Here is a 21416-nt window from a genome sequence, read left to right on the forward strand (position 1 = left end):
GTCTGGCGGCCATAGCGGGTTGGTCCCACGCCTTCCCATCCCGAACAGGACCGTGAAACGACCTAGCGCCGATGATAGTATGGATTGCCCATGTGAAAGTAGGACACCGCCAGACTCCCCATAGAAGAACCCGGTTGATTAGTCAACCGGGTTTCTTACTTTAAGTACTGAGAAGTACCACAGAAGAAAAAACAATACCGCAGCAGCCTGATGGCTGCTGCGATTATCTAGAGACTAGATTTATTACTTTATTACCTTAATAAATTTCAAGCTGGTTCTTATTCCGAATTTTGTAAGTTTTTTATAAATATTTCGTAGACTAATTTTACTAAATAGTGGTAATTCTGTAGATCTAGTCTTTTTAGTACTAGCAATGGCAAAAATAACTTCATACTCATTAGCATTAGGATTTTGACTAAAATTTTCTAAATCATTTAAATTATATAAGCCATTTAGTTTACGATAAACTTTTTCACGAAATTTCTCGTCAAATAATAATAACTCAGCTGATATATACCCTTGCGAAAATAAATGATTTAGATTGCTAGAACCACTATCATATTTTACATGAATAAGACGTTTGTCTATTGATGAATAAATATCACAAAATTCAACTTTACTATTTTGGCCTCCATGTATAATTAATTCTCTATCCATTAAATAGAAATCTTTATATTTTTCGCAAATACTGCTGTTATATTTTTGTTCATTAAACCCATCTTCATCTCTATCGTTAATTTCATATTCTGGTAAATTTAAATTTGCTTGAGGTATTTTAGATAAATCCTTGTTTAATTCTTCATTAAAATTATGATCTATTTGATACCATTTTCCACTATTTAAAATGTAATTCTTCTTATTTAGAGATGATTCACAATATATACATTTATATACTGACCATTGTTTTATATTTCCACTGGTTCCTTCCCATTCAATATAAATACTCCTTTTTTTGAATGTTTCTATTGTTATATCTATTGATTTATTGTCGAGAAAAGATTTATAACTTTCATAATCGATGTCCATAAATAATGGACTTTGTTTTGATGGTGCATATCTGAATCCATTAATGTTAGACCAATCAACTATATCCGGAATCACTAACAAAATATTATTTAAATTATCATTTTCTTTGAATTTCTGCACAAGTTGATCATTTAACTCATTAACTAATGAAATATCTCGGACTTCTTTTAAATTATCGAACCAACCAAAATTTTCTTTATAAGTATCTTTTTGATAAAGACTTTCAAGTTCTTCGAGAAGAGGCATTATTATTTCGAGTGAAAATGAAATATTTATTTTTAGATTATCTTTTCCATATACTCGTTTTCCCAAAAGGAATTCATCATTGGGCTTACCTGTTATAGCTTTAATTAAATCTTGTTCAATATCAATATCAAAGTTCGGTAGTGCTGTTTCTATATTGGTTTGACTTCGTTCTTGTCTCGTAATTCTATCTAAATGTTCACAATCTATATTACGCAATTTTTCAGCATCAATTGTATTTAAAGCTATACGTAGGCCAAAATTTTCTTCATAGCAATCATTTTGTAATAATGATTTTCCATGTCCAAAAGTCAATGCAAAAAATCTATTTTTACTTTTAATTATAAAAACAGCGGACGCGCTTGAGTTCTTTAGTTCGTCCAGATCATCATCTATTACTGATGTAAATAAACTAACCCATTTAGGTGAATTTAGTTGAATAGATTTAAAATATAAATGACCTATACCAGAATTAAGAGGGATATCTCTATAAGAAATATTTTTATTGTTATCGATAGCTTGTTCGGCTGATTCGATATTTTCTTTTAGCATTAAGATGCTTAGATTATACTTTTTCAAATCTACGTTCCTTTATAAATATTTATAATATTTAATATTTAGAATTCATTGTTAATTCTAAATATGCATTTAAAAACTATTTAAAACAAATATAGATTATATGGAATCTAATTGTTAATCATTTTAAAATACACTTAGAACCAAGATAAATATTTTTTAGTTATTGATTGCAAATATTTGCTTTTGTATTAAAAATATACCATTTTAAGAATTCAATATTTAATTGAAAAGAATAGAAACAATATATTTTAAATTGAATAAATATATGATTAATTTGCATTTATTTCTAAAAAAATTTACTTAATTATAATTGAACTTATTTTTTGTAAGGATATTATTATTTAAATAAACTTTTTTATTGTTATAAATTTAGTTAGATGTATAAAGTAAAATCTTATATGTTATTCTTATATATTCAAGTAATATACCTTACAAAAGTTATTGTTTATCTTATTCTCTTTAGTTGAAAATAATGAATCAGCAAGATAGTCAGTTCTCATCTAATTAATTATTTCTTTCGGTTATTTTAATGGTAGCAGGCGCACATCTGTGTAATGACCTGATTCAGTCGATGCTGACAGCTACTTATCCCTTACTGGAAGAAAAATATCAGTTAAGTTTCGCTCAGGTGGGTTGTATTAGTCTGGTATATCAGCTTACAGCTTCAATTTTACAGCCTGCAATCGGTTATTACACAGATAAGCATCCGAAACCTTATTTATTACCCCTAGGTATGGTTTCAACGACGTTTGGCTTGTGCATGCTGGGTTTTGCTAGTCAGTTTTATTTATTATTACTGGCAGCCGCATTTCTGGGAGTAGGATCATCTACTTTCCATCCTGAGGCATCCCGTGTTGCACGTAATGCTTCTGCTGGTCGGTTTGGCTTAGCTCAGTCGGCATTTCAGGTAGGCGGTAATCTGGGTTCATCACTTGGGCCGCTACTGGTGAGTTTGATTGTGCTGAGATATAACCGGCAAAGTAATATTCTGTGGTTTATCGTTATTGGTGTAATTGCTATTTTGCTTTTGTGCCGCATCAGTGCATGGAGTGCTCGTCATCTGGCTGCAAATAAACACAAGGCAGCAGCAAATTGTACTTTACCTTATGATAAAAGTAAGACCGTTCTGGCCTTATTTATTCTTGCCGTACTGATTTTTTCTAAATTTTTTTATATGGCCAGTATGAGCAATTATTATAGTTTTTATCTGATTGAAAAATTTGCTTTAACTAAACAATCTGCAGTGTTATTTCTTTTTTTATTTCTGGCCTGTGTGGCAATTGGTACGTTTGTCGGAGGTCCGGTAGGTGACCGTATTGGTCGGAAATATGTTATTTGGTTCTCTATTTTAGGTGCTGCACCTTTTACCCTGGCCTTACCTTATGCAAATCTCTGGGGTACGGCGCTGTTAAGCTGTTTGATTGGTTTAATTATATCTTCTGCTTTTTCGGCAATTGTGGTTTATGCTCAGGAGTTGATTCCCGGACGCGTCGGGATGATTGCCGGTCTGTTTTTTGGTTTTATGTTTGGGATGAGTGGAATTGCAGCGGCAGTTTTAGGATATGTGGCCGATAAAACCAGCTTACAACTTATTTTTAAATTTTGTTCTTTTTTGCCATTACTTGGAATACTGACAATTTTGTTACCGGATGTGGAGCGGTATAAACGCTAAAATACTCAAAGGCCATTGTTCATGGCCTTTTTATTGACATACGAAATCAGATTAAATGATTTTGAGTTGTTTTAAAGACAGTTTCAGGAAAGCATAAAAGATAGGCGCAAAAATCAATCCGATTACGCCAAATAAGCTTTCAGACAATACCATTGCAATCAGCAGTTCGCAAATGCCGGCGTGGATTTTGTTACCAATTATTTTGGCATTGAGTATATATTCGATTTTATGGATGATAATTAGATATAACAGGACAATTACCGCCATCCAGAAGGAAATAGTAAATGCAACCAGACACATAATAGTATTGACTATGAGGTTGCCAATAATGGGGATCAGTCCAAGAACGAAAGTAGCCAGTATCAGGCTTTTGCTGAAAGGCAGATGAATACCGAATAAAGGTAATATGATAAGGAGGAAAATAGCAGTCAGGATGGTATTAAAAAAGGATATCACTACCTGTGAGAAGGCAACATATTGAAATACCAGTACCAGACGATTTAACCCCTCTTTGAGTGCCTGCATATAAATTGTTGATGAGGAATGGGTTTCAGTGATATTGCGTTTGTTCTGCTGATAGCCGGCAATCAAACCGATAACCATACCAATGATGATGATTAGCAATGAATGAAATAATTGCTTAACTACTGACTGAAGATATAGAACATGCTCTTTGATAAAGTTTAGTGCATTGGTTCGCAATTCAATCAGATTATCAGGAATATATTTATTTAGTTCTTTGGGCAGTGAGCTGGCAATGCTGTTAAATAAGCTTTGAATATGAGTAAGGGTTTGTTGCGGATCTTTGGCTACGCTGATTACCCAGCTAACCAGGTAACCAAAGCCGCTAATGAGTACTGCCATAATGAGCAGTGAAAGTAATAATACGGAAAAAAGTTTGGCTTTATTGCCCCAGCGATGCATTTTTTTTGCCAGAAAATCTTCGAGTTTCTGTGTCAGGGTATAGGTGAGTAAGCCGGAAATAACACCGGACATTAAGTGTATTTCCATAAATATGATAAAAAAGACAGAATACAATACTACAAAAAACAGTCCTATTTTTTGTTGCTCATCTAAAAGCATAATTTTTCCGGGTTAATTTTTATAACAATAAAATTTATTTCAGACAGAATTCATCTTGCTGGCTGTCTTGCTGCCAGCGATATTCGATTCTAGTTGCGATTTGTCGGGCAACGGTTTCTCCTGCCCTGTCTTGCACAAAGGCTAAGGCCATATCCATACCTGCACTAATACCTGAAGATGTGTAATATTTGCCATCTGTAACCCATCTGGCTTTTTCTATCCATTGGGTTCGTAACGATGAGGTTTTTACCCATTCGAAAGAGAGTTTATTGGATGTTGCTCGTTTTCCATCAAGTAATCCCGATTTAGCCAGCAGGGCACTACCCGTACATACTGTTAATACATACCGGCTTTTTTGTGCCAGTTGCTTTAGCTGGTTGATATAGTCAGCTTCGAGGATAAGTGTTCTGGCTCCTGTTCCACCAGGAATGAAAAGCGTATCGATTTCGGACTGAGGCATCGTGTTAAAACTTTCGGTAGCAATCTGTACACCATCTCGATTGCTTATTAGGCCACCATGACGGGAATAAAACTGCATTTTCCAGTCTGGAACTTTTCCAAATATTTCTACGGGTCCAAAAACATCAAGGGTTTCGAAATCAGGATATAGAATAATAGAGATGTGCATTATTTTTCCTTAGTATAGACGGGTTGAAAAGATAAATTTCTGGATATTGTTTTGAATATGAGTAGCATATCATTTTTTACTTCTCAGATGCTTATTTGTACTTGGATAGTGGAACCTAAAATTAGGCTAATATCAAAATATAGGATATGAGTTTATCTAGATATAATTATAATTAATATTATTTTTCAGTTAGATATGAATTTATGAAGTATTCGAACTTAATCCGTGGATAATTTAGTTGTAAAAATATAAAAATGTTGTAATCAGAATAACTGGTAATGCTGAAATATATTGAAAATGAGCTGATTGGCAGAGGTGAACTGAGAAAAGACGGGTGAAGAGTTTGAAGCTTATAAAACTGAGAATAACAATAAGCATACATGGATAATAGTTTTTCCAATATTGCTTAAGTTTAGCTGATGTAATTTTGTTTTATAAATGCAGGATTAAAAACACATAGGCTGTCAGGTTTAATAAAAGGCCAGACTTTGCTGATGCTCTTCTGACCTTTTATTGAGCAATTCTGGCTTAGTTGTTTTCAATAATGCGGTTATTGAGTGGCTGAACCGGCCGGTTGTTATTTTTCGGCAGATAATGAGAAATTTCTTCGATTTCATCCTTGGACAGGGTAATCGGCTGACGGAATAAGATCCACGTTACCGGTTCACTGCATGGTGGAGTGGTCAGTGAACCGGTATAGCGATAGTAGCTGTGATTTTTCGGATAAATGTGTTCAGGGTTGAATAATATATCGGTGTTTTCACTGCTATTTTTGGCAAGTTGTTTAAATATGGATAATTTTTCAAAGTAGGAGTTTTCTTTGCCTTCCTGTACAAATACGGCAATGACAAGATTACTGTGATCAGCAGCCTGATGAACAAAATGTAATTCCAGCGGATAGCGGATACCATTAATCGTGTGCTCAGCCGGTTCATGAGCATGAAACTGAACCAGTTTGTATGTTTTGTTTTCGTAGCTAAATGTGCTGTTTGCATCAAAGTTAAACTGAAGTGAATGACCATTATCAATAATTTGCTTAATATCGGCATGTTGATAATTAAATTTCAGTGCCGGTAATTGCTTATTGTTTTTGCTGTCAAAAATATCAATCGGAGATTGAGTTTTGCCTGATGCACAAGTTTGTGCATCAGGCAGGTTACCCCAGTTTTCCGGTGCATTATCACCTTGATAACCCCAGTGGGTTTGTTCTGCCATGGCAGAGGTAGCCAGACCAAGGCTAAGACATAAAGCTAAAATATTTTTTCTCATGATGTAGTTTCTATGGGTTTATTATTTTTTAGTTTAGTCTTATTTGGTAAAGCTGGGTAGTATTTTTGTTGTTAGAATTTGATATATTATTAATATATTAAATATTTTTTATATGGTATTCTATTTCTGGTTTAAATCATGTTGAATCTAAATTTTAAATTACCGTCAATAGGAACTGCAGTTTGTGATGGTGTTATATAAAAAACATCTATTAATTTGCTATCAAATAAAATATATAAATCAAGTTTGCGACAGTATTTACTGTTAAATGGTAAACGTAGTATATGTAGAGCTCTTTAGATTAGTAAAATTAGTCTGATGCAGAACCTCAAAAAGTATTTTTGTATATCGCTAACTTTACTATTAAAAATTCCATTCATCTTTTGAATAAATATCTCCATCTGATATGAATTTTTTATATTCATCTTCAAAATCAATGAAAGCTACAATTTTGTATTTTCCTTCGTTATGTTTATATAACAATGCCCACCAATGGAGATGGGAATTATTATTTTGTATTTTGTGTAGTACGCCATTTTTTTGAAAATAAAAAATAGCTTCATCGTTCTTTATTAAATATGGTTTATTAATAGATTTAAGGTAATTATAAACTAAGAAGAAGTAATAATTAGCGTCATCGGCCATAACATAGAAATCATCACCCATACTAGTTTTTAACTTATTAATTGTATTTTCACTGGGAGTGACTAATATAACTATATCTTTGTCAAAAATAATTTTTGTTTTTTTATCGAATAGTATTAAATTGTTTTGTCCTGCTAAAGCCGTGTGGAAAGAAAAAAATATTAAGCAGAAAAATATAAATAATGTTTTTTGCATAATAATTAAAACCCCCTTCTAATTGTTGATTTATCTGGATATGATAGCAATCATTTTCAATTAAAGCATGATCTGCTTAAGCTCTTATTTGAGCTAAAATTGCTTAGAATCAGTTAATCCAGAATTGACATCATGCTAAACATATATAATTAGTTTATCATCAAAAAGTTAATTTTTATTGTAAATCTCTATTTATCAATTAATAATACATTTAAATTTTTTCTACCTTTTGGCGTAATTGTCAATTCACGATTATTATCATTTTGTTTAAACCATTCTTGTTGTAGCATTGATTGAAGTAGTAAAGCTCCTAATGGACCACCAATATGATCCCTATGCTCAGTAAAATCTATACAGCGCTTTCCAACACTAGCTGTATTAGATGCGTTGATTAATAGCTTATGTCCTTTAAAAAAATTTTTACCATGTTCAGTAACTATAAAAAAATTATCTTGTATAACAATAAATTCATTATTAATAAATGACTGCGTAAGTGCAACAGACCATGAACCGGCTAGATGTTTATAACATGTTCTTGCCTCTTTAAATTTTTCTTTAGTGTTAGTATTGGATAAAAATAAACACTCTTTCGGGGGAATAATATTAAAAGTTGATTCAATAAACATTGCGGTATCTTGATTTTTTATTTCATAGTAATGGTGTTTACCACACTCTCTATGATGGATAAGATCAACATCTTCTAGTTTTTTTAAATGAAAACGCGTAGCCTGTGGCGACAGATTCAGTCGATTTGCTAACCATGAGGCTGAAAGAGCTCTGCCATTCATTAATTCAGTGATAATTATAACTCTACTGAAATCAGACATTGCGTCTGAAAATCGTATTAAATCCTTACAATATAATTTATTCACTCTTTAGAATCTCCATGAAAAATCTATGATTTTTTTATTATTATTCAATTTGAAATCAATTAAGCACAGCGAATTAATATACGCTCTTTAGCTAATTTGTTTAAATTTCTTTTTAAACATTATTCCTGAAAAGTAAATAAGCTAATCAGATATTTTCACCAATAAAAACAAGAGAGAAAAGATTTGAGTAAATATGAAAAATGGATATTTCATTATTGCAAATTTGATGATTGGTTAAGGGTGAAATCACTTTCTTCTGCAGGCAATTAGCTAATGGTTTAATCAAATTAAGACGGGGACTATAAATGACTAAAGTAGTAGATAGTTCTAAACCAATATATTCTATTTATATTACATGTTGTTTAGGATTGTTCTTATCAACACTGGATACCGGTATTATAAACTTAGCACTGAATACGTTTTCCATCGACTTTGGTGTTTCTTTGGAATATATCGGATTATCTGTTACTTTATATTTATTATTTTTAATTATTTTTCTTGTTCCTGGCGGTTGGCTTGGTGACTTTTGGGGGCAAAAAATAGCGTTAATAGCAGGTTTCGTGCTTTTTGGTCTAACCTCATTGATAGCTGGTTTTTCTGAGTCTGCAAATCAGCTTATTATAGCAAGATGTGGACAAGGAGTTGGTGCCGCGCTATTGCAGGCAAATTGCTTGGGGCTGGCTGGTTTACAATCAAGTAAACAGAAAATAAGGTTAAATTCTTTCATAATGTTGGCGATAAGTTTAGGACCAATTTTAGGACCTTCTTTCGGCGGTGTTATTTTAAAATTATGGGGATGGCAATTTTTGTTTCTAATTAATGTTCCATTGTGTATTGTGGGATGTTTTTTTAGTTTGAAAATAACTAAAGCAGTAAACACACTAAAAAGAGAGACTTTTGATTTAAAAGGAATGATACTTTTTTTTATGATGTTAGTGGCTTGTGTTTCTCTTATTTATTCTGATAATTTAAATCTGTTATTGATTGAAAAAAATTTTATTGGTATTTCTACTTTAATCATTTTTTTTATTTTTTTGAGGATAGAGTCAAAATGCACCAATCCTTTTTTTCCTGTCAAATTATTATTCATCTCGTCAATTAGATACGTTTCAATTGGCAGTTTGATATTTGGGTTGACAGCGGGCATCATTTTTTCAGCGTCACCTCTCTTGTTTATCAGAGAAGCTGGTTATCCAATCGATTATATAGGATTAATCTGTACTGCCGCACCCATTGGCGTTATTTTAAGTGTGTTTTGCAGAAAAGTAATAAATTCAAGTTGTAATAAAATTATACTAATTTATGCTTTACCGCTTATGCTATTTGCTTTTGCCTTGCTTTTCTTTGTGAGTTTTAATATTTCAATTTTTAATTATGTTATAGCTGCTTTGTGCTATGGTTTAGGTGGCGGACTGTTTCAAGGTTCATTAATTCAGATAGCGATGGATCAAAAAAAAGATAAACAATCAACGATTGGAGGCTTATTAAGGCTTTTTCAAAATGGAGGAATTATTATTGGGTCAGCATGTTCTTTAATGTTATTAGAAGCAAAGATTTCGCCTTTAGTGAATATTTCTACCTATCAAAAATTATGGGGTATTACTTTTAGTGTACTCTCTATTATGTTTGTTTATTCATATGTCTCTTTATTTAGAATAAAAAAATAAATACAGTCTCATTTTTACTTATGAGGCTAACAATTCAAATAAATTCTTATTGAAGATAAATCATCATATGGAAAAATGCTCGAAGGAGCCGATCAATTACGTTCAATTGAGCAGGATAAATGATTATATAGGAATGCGTTGGCAGAGATGAACACTGGTAATAATGCCTTTGTGTATTACCTCGCTCGCAGATATTGTTAAATCACCCGTTATTACGTGAACGAACTTTGGTTATCGGTTGTTTGCTAAGTTGTTACATGCAACTGGCTGGAAAACAGGCTATTGTGTAGCAGCTGCTGTATTGATGCCAGCGTTTCGCAAGGTTCTTCAGTTTGATGTATTTGGTATCCATACGCCTGTACTGTATGCTATTGCTGTTTATCTGGCAGATGCTTCACATTATGAAAAGTTAGGCTGCTTTTTTCAGCAAAAATGCGATTTTATGCTGGCTGGTTTGCGTTATTCACGTTTTGAGGTTTATGTGCCTCAGGGAATATATTTTAGGGTACTCAATTACGGAGATGTCAGCACTGCGCCAGAAAATGAATTTGTGCGGAAATTGGTGATTACACATCGGGTAACTATGGTACTGCTGGCGGCATTTTATCATGATGGATTAAGCCAGTAGAATTATTGTGCGCTGGGTAAAATAAATTATGGTAGTAAAAAATTAGGACAGATGATTTATCTGTCCTTTTTATTTATTAGTTAATGATAAAGCAGGCTGGTGATAATCTGAATATATAACCAGCAGCCAAAGCAGATGAATGCACAGCCGCCAATGCGGTCTATAGCCAGACTCCAGTGTAAATAGTTGCGTTTAATTATGGGTAAGGAAAACAGCCATATCATTAAGCATAAAGTCAGTAAAACCTGTACCAGTAAAATAAGCATAATTTCATATTTTAATGTGGGTTTATGTACATTAGCCATAGCCATGGACATAACGCTGCCCAGATAAAAAATGATTTTCGGATTGGACAGATTGGTAATCAGACCTTTCCAGAAAAAATGCTTTTCCTGTATTGGTGTAGTAATGGAATTATTCTGGGGTATAACTGTACGTAGCATCTGGTAGCCGCAATAGATTAAGTATGAACCGCCAGCCAGCATCAGGATATTCTGTAACCAGGGCAGCTGCTGCAATAAGGCGCTATAACCTTCAATAGTCAGTAATAACCAGAAAGCCACGCCTGTAGTAATGCCAAGTGCTACGCAAAATGCAGCCCAGCGTGAATAATTCAGTGCAGTTTTGCTGATAAGCAGCATATCCGGCCCCGGAGATAGCTGTCCCAGAAGATTAAGCAAAACGATACTGGCAATCATGGATTGTGTTTGATTAAGCATAAACAGATTCAGAGTTATAACGGCTATTTGTTACGACGTTTGGCACGCGGATGAGTACTGTCATAAATTTGTGCCAGATGATTGAAATCCAGCTTAGTGTATTGCTGGGTAGTGCTGATGGATTTATGCCCAAGCAGTTCCTGTACGGCGCGAATGTCATGAGCATTTTGTAAAACATGGCTGGCAAAACTATGCCGCAGCATATGCGGTGATAAATGGCGGTCGCTGCCATGAGTAATTGACCAGACATTTAAACGGTTTTGAATTTGACGCGCACTCAGACGTGTGCCGCGCTGACTGGTAAAAACGGCATTTTCTCCCGCAATGGCATAACGGCAGGGCAGGTAGCGCCGTAAAGCATCAATACTTTTCTGACCCAAAGGAACCTGACGCTGTTTGTTCCCTTTACCACTAACATGAACCCAGTTTTCATTCAGCATTAGGTGATGCAAATCCAGTTGCACGAGTTCGCTCAAGCGTAAACCACTGCCGTACAGCAATTCGAAAATAGCCTGATCGCGCAGTGATAGAGTATCTTCGGCTGTGGGCTGGTCAAATGTGTGGTTTAGTTTTTCTGCCGGAACGGCTTTAGGCAGACGTGCCCCCGCTTTAGGAGCTTTAATGTTGTTAGTTGGGTTAGTTTCAATTTTTCCCTGACGTTGCAGGAAATTAAAATAGGCTCGCCACGTACTAAGCTTACGAGCCAGTGAGGCAGGCTTATCACCCATCCCACTAAGTTTTTTCAATGCACCGACCAGATGCAACCGTGTAATGCTTTCAGCAGTAAGGTTATCGGGCAGAAGCCGGATGAGCTGAATTAGGTCACGAGTGTAGGCAGTGCAGGTTAAGGCAGACAGACCACGCTGCTGTAAGTGCTGAAAAAATTCATTCCAGAGTATCCAGTTGGGGGTTGAAGTAGTCTGCATTTAATTACTCTGTGCAAGGAGATGACGAAAAGCTTCAGGTGTGCGACTGATACGCTGGCGTTCATAATTAAAAAAAGCCATACCGGTTTTTACCATGGCAATGGCAGCACCATCATTGACACGGGTTATACGGTACAAAATACTGAAACCGGTGTTGCTCAGATCAGATATACCCAAATCAAAGTTTAATTCATCACCATAGAAGCTTTGTCCCTGAAATTGCAGAGCAGCATCAAGCATAATCAAACCGGTACCACCAATATCCATTTCGCTAAAGCCGAACGAGGCCAGCAGGCGCAGCCGTGCTTCATGGCACAGGCGTAATACGGCATCATTGGCCAGATGATTGCCATAATTAATGTCTCCGATATATACCTTGATTGTGGTATGAAACAGCCAGTGTTCGGGTGGTTCGATATGAATACGGCTCATGGGTTTTCCTTACTGGATTCAGGCTAGATGGTAGCAGTTTTTGAGGTATTCTGTAGCCGACTGATGTTTGTATCAGGCAAATTTGTGCTAAGCTTTGCCAGTATTTCTTAGGTTGTATTGTTGTTTTTCAGTTTATTAACAAACGCAGTTATGGTTTGTCGGGCAGGGAGAATAACGATGTATCACAAAATTATGGTACCGGTAGATGAAAGTGCAGCTGCTATGCGAGCCTTGCAGGAAGCAATCATGCTGGCTAAATTATGTAATGCGGTTCTACGGGTAGTCAATGTTGTGGATCTGGCACAGTTTAGCTGGGGTGGTGTAGGAGCGCTGCCTTCTGAAGAAGTACGCAAAGCAGTTAATGCAGCAGGTAAAAAAGGTTTAGAGCAGGCAGAAAAACTACTTGAAGAATCCGGTATGCAATATGAAATTGAAGTGCTGGAAAGTGCCGGTGATAAAGTGGCTGATATGCTGATTCAGGAAGCGACGGAACATAATGTTGATTTGCTGGTGATGGGTACTCACGGCTTCAGTGGTTTTATGCATATATTAATGGGCTCTGTGGCTGAAGGTGTTTTACGCCAGTCTGATATTCCGGTGATGTTATTACGTGTACGTGATGATGATTGATTAACAATTTGTTATTTCTATTGAAATCTGGCAGGCAATGAGCTCGGTTATTGCCTGCTATTTATTTATGTAAAGTATCAATTCTAATCAGGATGGATGATTTACTGGCGAAGATTCGGATTATGGTGCAGTGATTCGAGGGCAATATTAATAAAATTAGGGGCAATACTGGTAATATCTATATTATCCGGATCAGTCAGCCATAAATTGGTTAATCCCATAAACAGAGCCTGAAAATACAGGGCGGCCTGCTGGATATTGATATTTGCCGGCAAAATATGCTGCTGACAGCACATATGAAATACAGCACACAGGTTTTGCCACCATAAATTTTGGTATTTTTGCAACAAAGCCACAATCGCATGGTTGTCAGCGGTGTGCTCACAATTCAAATGCAAGATATGACAGAATTTACGATAATTATTATCACTAGCCATACGCTGAAACATGTGTTTCAGCGCCTGCATCAGATTGTTCAATGCATCAGGAGAACTGGTGTCAATGTCATGCTGCAATTGGCTGCTCAGTTTACTGAAAACCTGTTGGAATAACGCATCGAATAAGTCTTCCTTATTTTTAAAATGCCAGTATAAAGCACCGCGAGTCACGCCGGCTGCGCTGGCAATTTCTTGCAGTGAAGCACGGCTGACACCGCGCCGGTAAAATATATCCAGTGCAGCAGCCATGAGAGCCTCTTTGGTTTGCAGGGCTTCTTCTTTGGTCTTGCGCATAATAAATTTCCGTTTATCTGTAAATTAAATTAGGCAAATCTGTATTTAATTCAGATTAGCACAAGATTTTTTGATTAAAATAACTTAAGTATTAAATTATTGCATCTGGTATACATACATTGTTGCATGTATAATGCGCAGCGTAAAGTTATTCTTATTTAATCGTCTGTTGTCGCATTGCTGGCTGCCTGATATTTAGATTTCGGCAGCCCTAAGTGTTGGCACCAGCGCTATTTTTGTCATATTTTTAGCACAGCATAGTAAAAAGTTATTTAATTTTTAAAGTATATATGCACATATTGAGGTGAATATGGGAACGAATCGAAAAGCAGATAAATGGCGCATCAGTGCGATAGTACTGGCAAGTGCGCTGGCATTAGCTGCATGTGGCAAAGGCGATAAAGCATCAGCACCACCCGCACCAATGGTCAGTGTACTGACTGTACATCCGGAAACGGTGACTGTAGATACCGAGCTGACTGGTCGTCTGAAGCCGATTCGCGAGTCACAAGTACGTGCCCGTGTAGCTGGTATTTTGCTGAAACGTCTGTTTACAGAAGGTACTTATGTTAAAGAAGGCCAACCACTGTTTCAGATCGACAATGCGCCTTATGTAGCTTCTTTGCAATCGGCACGTGCCAGTCTGGCAACCGCACAGGCTAATGCGGCGAAGGCTGATGCCGATATTGTCCGTTATCGTCCGCTGGTTGCAGCTAACGCAATCAGTAAACAGGAATTTGATCAGGCAATCGCACAACAGCGTCTGGCGCATGCACAGATTGACAGCGCACAGGCTGCAATTAAAAGCGCACAGATTAACGTTGGTTATGCCTATGTACGTGCTCCGATTTCAGGCCGTATTGGTAAGGCGCTGGTAACTGAAGGCGCTTTGGTCGGCCAGAATGATGTTACTCAGCTGGCGCTGATTCAGCAAACACATACTTTATATGTTGACCTGACCCAGACTGCCGCACAGGCAATGAAGATCCGTCAGGATATTGCTACCGGTAAGATGAAAACCATCAATGGTGCCGTCGAAGTGGCCATCAAGCTTGATGACGGTAGTGAATATCCGCAAAAAGGTCGTTTACTGTTTACAGATATGACTGTAGATGAAGGTACCGGTGAAGTTAAAGTACGTGCTGAAATTCCGAATGATGATGATATGTTGCTGCCCGGACAGTTTGTACGTGTAGAGATTCCACAGGCTGAAATTCAGAATGCCATCGTTTTGCCACAGCAGGCAGTAACCCGTGGTGCCAGTGGTGATACGGTTACGGTGGTTAATGCTGATGGCAGTCTGGCTGTACGCAATGTAACCGTAGTACAGCAAAAGGGCACAAACTGGGTAATCAGCGGAGGTCTGCGTACTGGCGATAAAGTAGCAATGGATGGTCTGGCACTGGTACAGTTAACCGGTGCGAAGAAAGTACAGACTCAGCCGTGGAAACCTGCACCTGCTAATGGTGCGCCTGCGCCTCAGGCTAAGGCAGCTTCTGCATCTGCACCTAAAGCTTCTGCGGCATCTGCCTCTCAGGCTCAGTAAGGAATCTGTAATATGTCACGATTTTTTATTAACCGACCGATTTTTGCATGGGTGGTGGCGCTGTTCATCATCATTGCCGGTATAGTGTGTATTACCAAGCTGCCTGTTGCCCAGTATCCGACAGTAGCTCCACCCTCCATCAGCCTGACTATTTCCTATCCGGGTGCTGATGCCCAGACCATTGAAGATACTGTATTGTCACGTATCGAACGTGAAATGAACGGTCTGGAAAACCTGGAATACATGGAAGCAAAATCGTTATCCAACGGTACGGGTACATTAACCCTGACCTTCTACCCGGGTACCGATGATGATATTGCACAGATGAATGTGCAGAATGCGCTTTCACGAGCAGAACCGCGTTTGCCGGCTATGGTCAAACAGACTGGTGTACAGATTGCTAAATCACGGAGTAACTTCCTGATGGTAACCATGTATACCAGTGATAGTCCTAATCTGACCCCGGCAGATATGGCAGACTATGTGGTACGTAACATTCAGCCGGAATTACAGCGTATTGACGGTGTAGGTAATGTAATGGTGTTCAGTTCTGAACGCGCCATTCGTGTCTGGCTGGATTCAGACAAGCTGCGCAGTGTTAATCTGACCCCGGCAGCAGTTAATGCCGCAGTAGCTGCACAGAACCAGCAGATTTCTGCAGGTAGTCTGGGTGCTTTGCCTTCACCTGATAATATTCAGACTACAGCGACTATCATTGTCCCAGGTCAGCTGAAAACAGTTGAACAGTTTGAAAATATTATTGTTAAAGCCAATACCGATGGTTCACTGGTACGTCTGAAAGATGTTGCTCGTGTAGAGCTGGGTAAACAGGATTACTCTACTGGTGCCCGTTTGAATGGTAAAGACGTGGTGGGTGCAGGTATTCAGCTGACGACTAAAGGTAATGCACTGGCTACAGCCAATGCAGTTAAGGCCAAGCTGGCTGATTTGCAAAAATATTTCCCTGCCGGTATGAGCTGGTCTGCACCATATGACAGCTCCACTTTCGTTAGTATTTCCATTGAAAAAGTGGTACATACTCTGGTAGAAGCGATTGTACTGGTATTCCTTGTTATGCTGGTATTCCTGCAAAACATTCGCTATACCCTGATTCCGACGATTGTGGTACCGATTGCTTTGCTGGGTGCTTTTACCATCATGTACTTTGCCGGTCTGTCGATTAACGTACTGACCATGTTTGCCATGGTACTGGTAATCGGTATTGTGGTCGATGATGCCATTGTGGTGGTGGAAAACGTAGAACGTATCATGGCCGATGAACATTTGCCGCCAAAGCCTGCTACAGAAAAGGCTATGGGGCAGATTTCCGGCGCTGTAGTCGGTATTACAGTGGTACTGATTACCGTATTTATCCCGATGGCGTTCTTCTCCGGTTCTACTGGTAATATTTACCGTCAGTTCTCTATTGTGATGTCGGTAGCCATTTTCTTCTCTGCTTTTCTGGCATTGTCGCTGACACCGGCCTTGTGTGCTACTTTGCTTAAACCAGTTAACGAACATGAAGCGGAGAAAAAGGGTTTTTATGGCTGGTTTAACCGCAAATTTACCAGCGGTGCCAAAAAATACGAATCCAAAGTGGCTTATGTACTGCATCGCAGCGTACGTATGTTCATCATCTATGCTGCTATCACAGCCTGTGCGTTATTAGTAATGGTACGTCTGCCGACTTCATTCCTGCCGGAGGAAGATCAGGGTTATTCCATTGCTTTGATTCAGTTGCCGCCGGGTGCGACTCAGCATCGTACACTGGATACTTTCAAGAAGATGGAAGAATTCACTCTTCATCAGCCTGAAGTGAAAAACATGGTATCCGTACTGGGCTTCAGTATGACCGGTCAGGGGCAGAACGTTGGTCTGAGCTTCCTTGTATTGAAAGACTGGTCAGAACGCAGCGGTGCGGAACACAGCGCCAATTCACTGGCTAACCGTATTACCGGTGCTATGATGGGTTCAGTACGTGATGGTTATATCTTTGCTCTGGTACCGCCATCCATTCCTGAGCTGGGTACCAGTACCGGCTTTAGCTTCCGGCTGCAAGACCGTGGCGGTAAAGGTCATGAGGCGTTACTGGCCGCGCGTAATCAGCTGCTGGGTATGGCGCGTGAAAGTAAAGTGCTGACACAGGTACGTCCGGACGGTATGGAAGATGAACCGCAATTGCAGATTGATATCGACCGCGATGCTGCTAATGCACAAGGCGTGTCATTCGGTGATATTTCAACTGTATTAAGTACTGCTCTAGGTTCCAACTACGTTAACGACTTCCCGAATAAAGGACGTATGCAGCGCGTAATTGTACAGGCAGATGTGGCTTCCCGTATGACACCTGAAGACCTGAGCAAGCTTACCGTTAATAATGCACAGGGACAGCCAGTACCATTATCCGGCATCATGAAGACACGCTGGATTACCGGCCCGGCACAAACTGTCCGCTACAATGGCTATACCGCTATGGCGATTACCGGTAATGCTGCTCCGGGATACAGTACTGGTGATGCCATGAATGAAATGGAAAAAATTGCCAGCAAGCTGCCGGATGGTTTTGGTTATGAGTGGACAGGTCTGTCTAAAGAGGAAAAAGATGCGGGTAACCAGTCTACCATCCTCTATATGTTCTCACTGCTGGCTGTATTCCTGTGTCTGGCCGCACTATATGAAAGCTGGACAATTCCATTATCCGTAATGCTGGTAGTACCGCTGGGTCTGCTTGGTGTCGTGCTGGGTACATGGATGCGCGGTATGGAGAACGACGTTTATTTTCAGGTGGGGTTAATTACCGTAATTGGTCTGAGTGCTAAAAACGCCATTCTGATTGTGGAGTTTGCCAAGGAGTTGCAAGAGCAGGGTAAAAGTCCGCTTGAAGCTGCACTGGCTGCCGCTCACCTGCGTTTCCGTCCGATTCTGATGACATCCATTGCGTTCATTATGGGTGTAGTGCCTCTGTACTTTGCCAGTGGTGCCTCTTCTGCGAGTCAGCGAGCCATTGGTACCAGCGTATTGTGGGGAATGTTAGTGGGTACCTGTCTGGCTCTGTTCTTTGTACCTGTATTCTATTCAACTGTACGCAGTCTGTTCAGCAGGAAAAAGAACGACAAAAATGGCGGTACTCCTGACAATGACAAAAATCTGCCGATGACAGTAAACAGTGATGGCTGTGTCAGTGTGCAGTCTGCCAACCAGACAGACAAAGAGGATAAAGCATGAAACACATAGTGAAACCTACTCTGCTGGCTGTATTAGTTGCCGGAGTAGTGTCTGCCTGTTCGATGGCACCCCGCTATCATCAGCCGAAAGTAGAGCTGGCAGAAACCTTTCCAGATGCAGCAGCCAATGACCGGTATACCGGTTCTGTGGCTGCCGCCAATCTCGGCTGGCAGGACTACTTCGCTGATGAGCGTTTGAAACAGATTATCAATCTGGCTTTAATTAATAACCGTGATTTGCGTGTGGCCGCATTAAACGTGGAAGCGGTTCGGGCTCAGTATGCTATTCAGCGCGCAGACCGCCTGCCTGCATTAGGTGCGACAGGTAATGGCGGACGTTCGCGTGTTGCGCAGGACTTAAGCGCTATGCGTGATGCTACGGGTCAGCAAACCAGCTATATTGCAGAATCATATAATGTCGGTTTAGGTGTAACCGCATTTGAGCTGGATTTATTCGGACGGGTTAAAAGCCTGTCTGATGCGGCTCTGAATCAGTATTTCCAGCAAAAGCAGGTGCGCGATTCTACCCAGATCAGCCTGATTGCCAGCGTGGCCAAAGCCTACTTTGCTGAGCGTATTGCTCAGGCACAAATGGACTTATCCAGCCGTGTATTAAAATCACGTGAAGAAAGCAAGCGTCTGACTGATCTGCAATTCAGATCTGGTGTAATTTCACAGGTACAGGTAGATGTAGCAGAAGCACAAATCGAAACAGCCCGTGCCGATTATGCTGCGGCTAAACAGGCGCGTGAACAGGCGCACAATGCCTTAACTTTGCTGGTGGGTAAACCATTGCCGGACGATTTACCGGCAGCAGCACCACTGAGCCGCCAGTTTGTGAATGTGGAGCTGCCGGCCGGCTTGCCGTCGACCATCTTGTATCAGCGGCCGGATGTACGTGCAGCTGAGTTTGCGCTTAAATCTGCTAATGCCAACATCGGTGCGGCACGGGCAGCATTTTTCCCGCGCATCAGCCTGACCGGCAGTATTGGCTCCGGCAGCAACGATATTGGTCATCTCTTCAATGGTCCGAACCGTACATGGAGCTTTACGCCACAGATTACCCTGCCGATTTTCACATGGGGGCAAAACAAAGGTAATCTGGATCTGGCAACAGCGCGTAAAAACATTGCTGTAGCCCAGTATGAGCAAACTGTACAGGCTGCTTTCCGTGATGTGGCCGATGCACTGGTGGCGCGTGATTCCCTTAAAAAGCAGTATGAGGCAAAATCACGTGGTGAACAGGCACAAACTAATCGCTACAAGCTCACGCAGTTACGGTATAAACACGGCATAGCCAGCTCACTGGAACAGCTGGATGCAGAACGTGACAGTTATGCTGCACAGCAGGCACTACTCAATACACAGCAGACTCTGCTGGAAAACCGTGCCGATCTTTATAAAGCACTGGGTGGCGGACTGAATCAGCAAACGGTCACACCTGCAGAAAACACTAGCGTTACCACGACAACTACTACCACAACCACAGTGCGGTAATTGTCTGAAATCCGGATGGCAGTATTACTCTGCCATCCGTCTGACGGCATAAGCAGCTTACTGAAAATACAGTTCAGGCAGTAACCTGAACCGGTAATCAGTCGGTATCAAATCTGTACTTACTACAGTTTGCCTGATTCAACAGCAACATTTTCAGCTGTTCATGTCATACAAAATGATTTAACCCTTGAATAGATTCCGCTTTTCATGGTATAAATCGCGTTTTACAAAATTATTAGAAGTTTGGAGTTAACCATGGCACGTGTATGTAAAGTGACCGGTAAGCGCCCGATGAGTGGCAACAACGTGTCACACGCCAACAATAAAACCAAACGCCGTTTCTTGCCTAATCTGCAATCACGTCGTTTCTGGGTTGAAAGTGAAAACCGTTGGGTACGCCTGCGCGTTTCTAACGCCGCCTTGCGTACAATCGACAAGGTAGGTATTGATGTAGTATTGGCCGACCTGCGCGCTCGCGGTGAAGCTTAATCATATTGTGATTTAAGGATAGAGCAATGCGCGACAAAATTAAACTGGAATCTTCTGCTGGTACTGGTCATTTCTATACCACTACCAAAAATAAACGTACCATGTCCGGTAAATTTGAAATCAAAAAATTCGATCCGGTAGTGCGTAAACATGTACTGTACAAAGAAACCAAACTGAAATAATTATTTCTTACTGGTTTGAAAAACCTGAGCAGTTTATTGCTCAGGTTTTTTTATTACAAATAATCAAAATCAGATTATCTTTGCCGGTAAAGATTAAATAATCAAACAATGGATAACAACATGCCTGAAATCCTGGAAGTATTACAACACCGAATCGAAGAGCTGGAAATTGAAAGTGCGCTACAGGCGGAAACTATCCAGAGTCTGAGTGATACCATAGCACGAATTCAGCAAACTCTGGATTTACAGCAGGCACAACTGCGTCTGCTGTACCAGCGTCTGCCAGACAAGATAGAAAATGGTAACGAACCATTTAATCCGGCTAATGAAATTCCGCCCCATTATTGATTAATTTTGTCCGGAATATTACAAAGCAGAAAATTTCAATTTCAGATGTACCGCGTTTTGATTAATTGGAAATCTAATTAATATAAATGTTGAAGCAGAGTTTTAAATAAACAATTTTTATAAAGAATAAACAATCATACAATTTCTAGTGTTGTTTTAAAATTTAAATTTATTTTAATAGAAAT

At 39.2% G+C, this 21416-nt stretch carries 20 protein-coding genes and 1 rRNA gene; 11 read left to right on the top strand and 10 right to left on the bottom strand.

The features are described from left to right. Nucleotide 1: 1 nt before the first annotated feature. Nucleotides 2-115 (top strand): 5S ribosomal RNA (rrf, locus tag SALWKB2_RS00880). A 128-nt stretch (nt 116-243) separates the two neighbouring features. Here rrf and SALWKB2_RS00885 read toward each other — a convergent pair. Continuing rightward, on the bottom strand, nt 244-1848 hold the full coding sequence (locus SALWKB2_RS00885) for a TIGR04141 family sporadically distributed protein (protein WP_025329817.1): 1605 nt from the start codon (nt 1846-1848) through the stop codon (nt 244-246). 529 nt (nt 1849-2377) lie between these two features. Here SALWKB2_RS00885 and SALWKB2_RS00890 point away from each other — a divergent pair. Then, nucleotides 2378-3520, top strand: a complete 1143-nt coding sequence (locus SALWKB2_RS00890) for an MFS transporter (protein ID WP_025329818.1) — start codon at nt 2378-2380, stop codon at nt 3518-3520. Nucleotides 3521-3571: 51 nt separating this feature from the next. On the opposite strand, the gene SALWKB2_RS00895 is transcribed toward SALWKB2_RS00890, so the two are convergent. From SALWKB2_RS00895 to SALWKB2_RS00915, 5 genes are all read right to left on the bottom strand, one after another. Then, the gene (locus tag SALWKB2_RS00895; RefSeq protein WP_025329819.1) at nt 3572-4603 is read right to left on the bottom strand and encodes an AI-2E family transporter; all 1032 of its coding nucleotides are present in this window, start codon (nt 4601-4603) and stop codon (nt 3572-3574) included. A gap of 34 nt (nt 4604-4637) precedes the next feature. Beyond that, a complete protein-coding gene (locus SALWKB2_RS00900; RefSeq protein WP_025329820.1) occupies nt 4638-5231 on the bottom strand; it encodes a DJ-1/PfpI family protein in 594 nt (197 codons plus the stop codon). Nucleotides 5232-5759: 528 nt separating this feature from the next. Then, the gene (locus SALWKB2_RS00905) at nt 5760-6500 is read right to left on the bottom strand and encodes a carbonic anhydrase (RefSeq protein WP_025329821.1); all 741 of its coding nucleotides are present in this window, start codon (nt 6498-6500) and stop codon (nt 5760-5762) included. A 363-nt stretch (nt 6501-6863) separates the two neighbouring features. Next, complete coding sequence (locus SALWKB2_RS00910) at nt 6864-7340, bottom strand: hypothetical protein (protein ID WP_025329822.1); 477 nt, start codon at nt 7338-7340, stop codon at nt 6864-6866. A gap of 188 nt (nt 7341-7528) precedes the next feature. Beyond that, nucleotides 7529-8212, bottom strand: coding sequence for a winged helix-turn-helix domain-containing protein (locus SALWKB2_RS00915; RefSeq protein WP_144353304.1), 684 nt, complete (start codon nt 8210-8212; stop codon nt 7529-7531). A gap of 305 nt (nt 8213-8517) precedes the next feature. Between SALWKB2_RS00915 and SALWKB2_RS00920 the strand changes: the two genes are divergently transcribed. Further along, nucleotides 8518-9879, top strand: coding sequence for an MFS transporter (locus SALWKB2_RS00920; RefSeq protein ID WP_025329824.1), 1362 nt, complete (start codon nt 8518-8520; stop codon nt 9877-9879). Nucleotides 9880-10183: 304 nt separating this feature from the next. Beyond that, a complete protein-coding gene (locus SALWKB2_RS00925) occupies nt 10184-10507 on the top strand; it encodes a pyridoxal phosphate-dependent aspartate aminotransferase family protein (RefSeq protein WP_148295341.1) in 324 nt (107 codons plus the stop codon). An 80-nt stretch (nt 10508-10587) separates the two neighbouring features. Here SALWKB2_RS00925 and SALWKB2_RS00930 read toward each other — a convergent pair whose 3' ends face one another. Genes SALWKB2_RS00930 through SALWKB2_RS00940 form a run of 3 tightly spaced genes read right to left on the bottom strand, consistent with a single transcriptional unit; the run spans nt 10588 to nt 12584 of the window. Next, the gene (locus SALWKB2_RS00930) at nt 10588-11226 is read right to left on the bottom strand and encodes a LysE family transporter (protein ID WP_025329826.1); all 639 of its coding nucleotides are present in this window, start codon (nt 11224-11226) and stop codon (nt 10588-10590) included. 23 nt (nt 11227-11249) lie between these two features. Then, nucleotides 11250-12152: a tyrosine-type recombinase/integrase gene (locus SALWKB2_RS00935; protein WP_025329827.1), complete on the bottom strand. Its 903-nt coding sequence runs from the start codon at nt 12150-12152 to the stop codon at nt 11250-11252. After that, nucleotides 12153-12584, bottom strand: a complete 432-nt coding sequence (locus SALWKB2_RS00940; RefSeq protein WP_025329828.1) for an acyl-CoA thioesterase — start codon at nt 12582-12584, stop codon at nt 12153-12155. It lies immediately after the preceding gene. Nucleotides 12585-12761: 177 nt separating this feature from the next. On the opposite strand from SALWKB2_RS00940, the gene SALWKB2_RS00945 reads away from it, so the two are divergent. Continuing rightward, nucleotides 12762-13214, top strand: coding sequence for a universal stress protein (locus SALWKB2_RS00945; protein WP_025329829.1), 453 nt, complete (start codon nt 12762-12764; stop codon nt 13212-13214). Between the two features lie 101 nt (nt 13215-13315). On the opposite strand, the gene SALWKB2_RS00950 is transcribed toward SALWKB2_RS00945, so the two are convergent. After that, nucleotides 13316-13945 (bottom strand): TetR family transcriptional regulator, encoded by a 630-nt coding sequence (locus tag SALWKB2_RS00950; RefSeq protein WP_025329830.1) that lies wholly within the window; start codon nt 13943-13945, stop codon nt 13316-13318. 310 nt (nt 13946-14255) lie between these two features. On the opposite strand from SALWKB2_RS00950, the gene SALWKB2_RS00955 reads away from it, so the two are divergent. The 6 genes from SALWKB2_RS00955 to SALWKB2_RS00980 all read left to right on the top strand — a co-directional run bounded on the left by SALWKB2_RS00955 (nt 14256) and on the right by SALWKB2_RS00980 (nt 21231). Then, nucleotides 14256-15491 (top strand): efflux RND transporter periplasmic adaptor subunit, encoded by a 1236-nt coding sequence (locus tag SALWKB2_RS00955; protein WP_025329831.1) that lies wholly within the window; start codon nt 14256-14258, stop codon nt 15489-15491. Between the two features lie 12 nt (nt 15492-15503). Further along, nucleotides 15504-18716: an efflux RND transporter permease subunit gene (locus tag SALWKB2_RS00960; protein WP_025329832.1), complete on the top strand. Its 3213-nt coding sequence runs from the start codon at nt 15504-15506 to the stop codon at nt 18714-18716. Continuing rightward, complete coding sequence (locus tag SALWKB2_RS00965) at nt 18713-20212, top strand: efflux transporter outer membrane subunit (RefSeq protein WP_025329833.1); 1500 nt, start codon at nt 18713-18715, stop codon at nt 20210-20212. The genes SALWKB2_RS00960 and SALWKB2_RS00965 overlap by 4 nt, the downstream gene beginning before the upstream one ends. A gap of 255 nt (nt 20213-20467) precedes the next feature. Continuing rightward, nucleotides 20468-20701, top strand: coding sequence for a 50S ribosomal protein L28 (rpmB, locus tag SALWKB2_RS00970; protein WP_002216391.1), 234 nt, complete (start codon nt 20468-20470; stop codon nt 20699-20701). A gap of 26 nt (nt 20702-20727) precedes the next feature. After that, nucleotides 20728-20883, top strand: a complete 156-nt coding sequence (gene rpmG / locus SALWKB2_RS00975; protein ID WP_025329834.1) for a 50S ribosomal protein L33 — start codon at nt 20728-20730, stop codon at nt 20881-20883. A 120-nt stretch (nt 20884-21003) separates the two neighbouring features. Then, on the top strand, nt 21004-21231 hold the full coding sequence (locus SALWKB2_RS00980; protein ID WP_025329835.1) for a SlyX family protein: 228 nt from the start codon (nt 21004-21006) through the stop codon (nt 21229-21231). Nucleotides 21232-21416 lie beyond the last annotated feature (185 nt).

Origin of the sequence: Snodgrassella alvi wkB2, assembly GCF_000600005.1 — a bacterium.
Classification (GTDB): Bacteria; Pseudomonadota; Gammaproteobacteria; order Burkholderiales; family Neisseriaceae; genus Snodgrassella; species Snodgrassella alvi.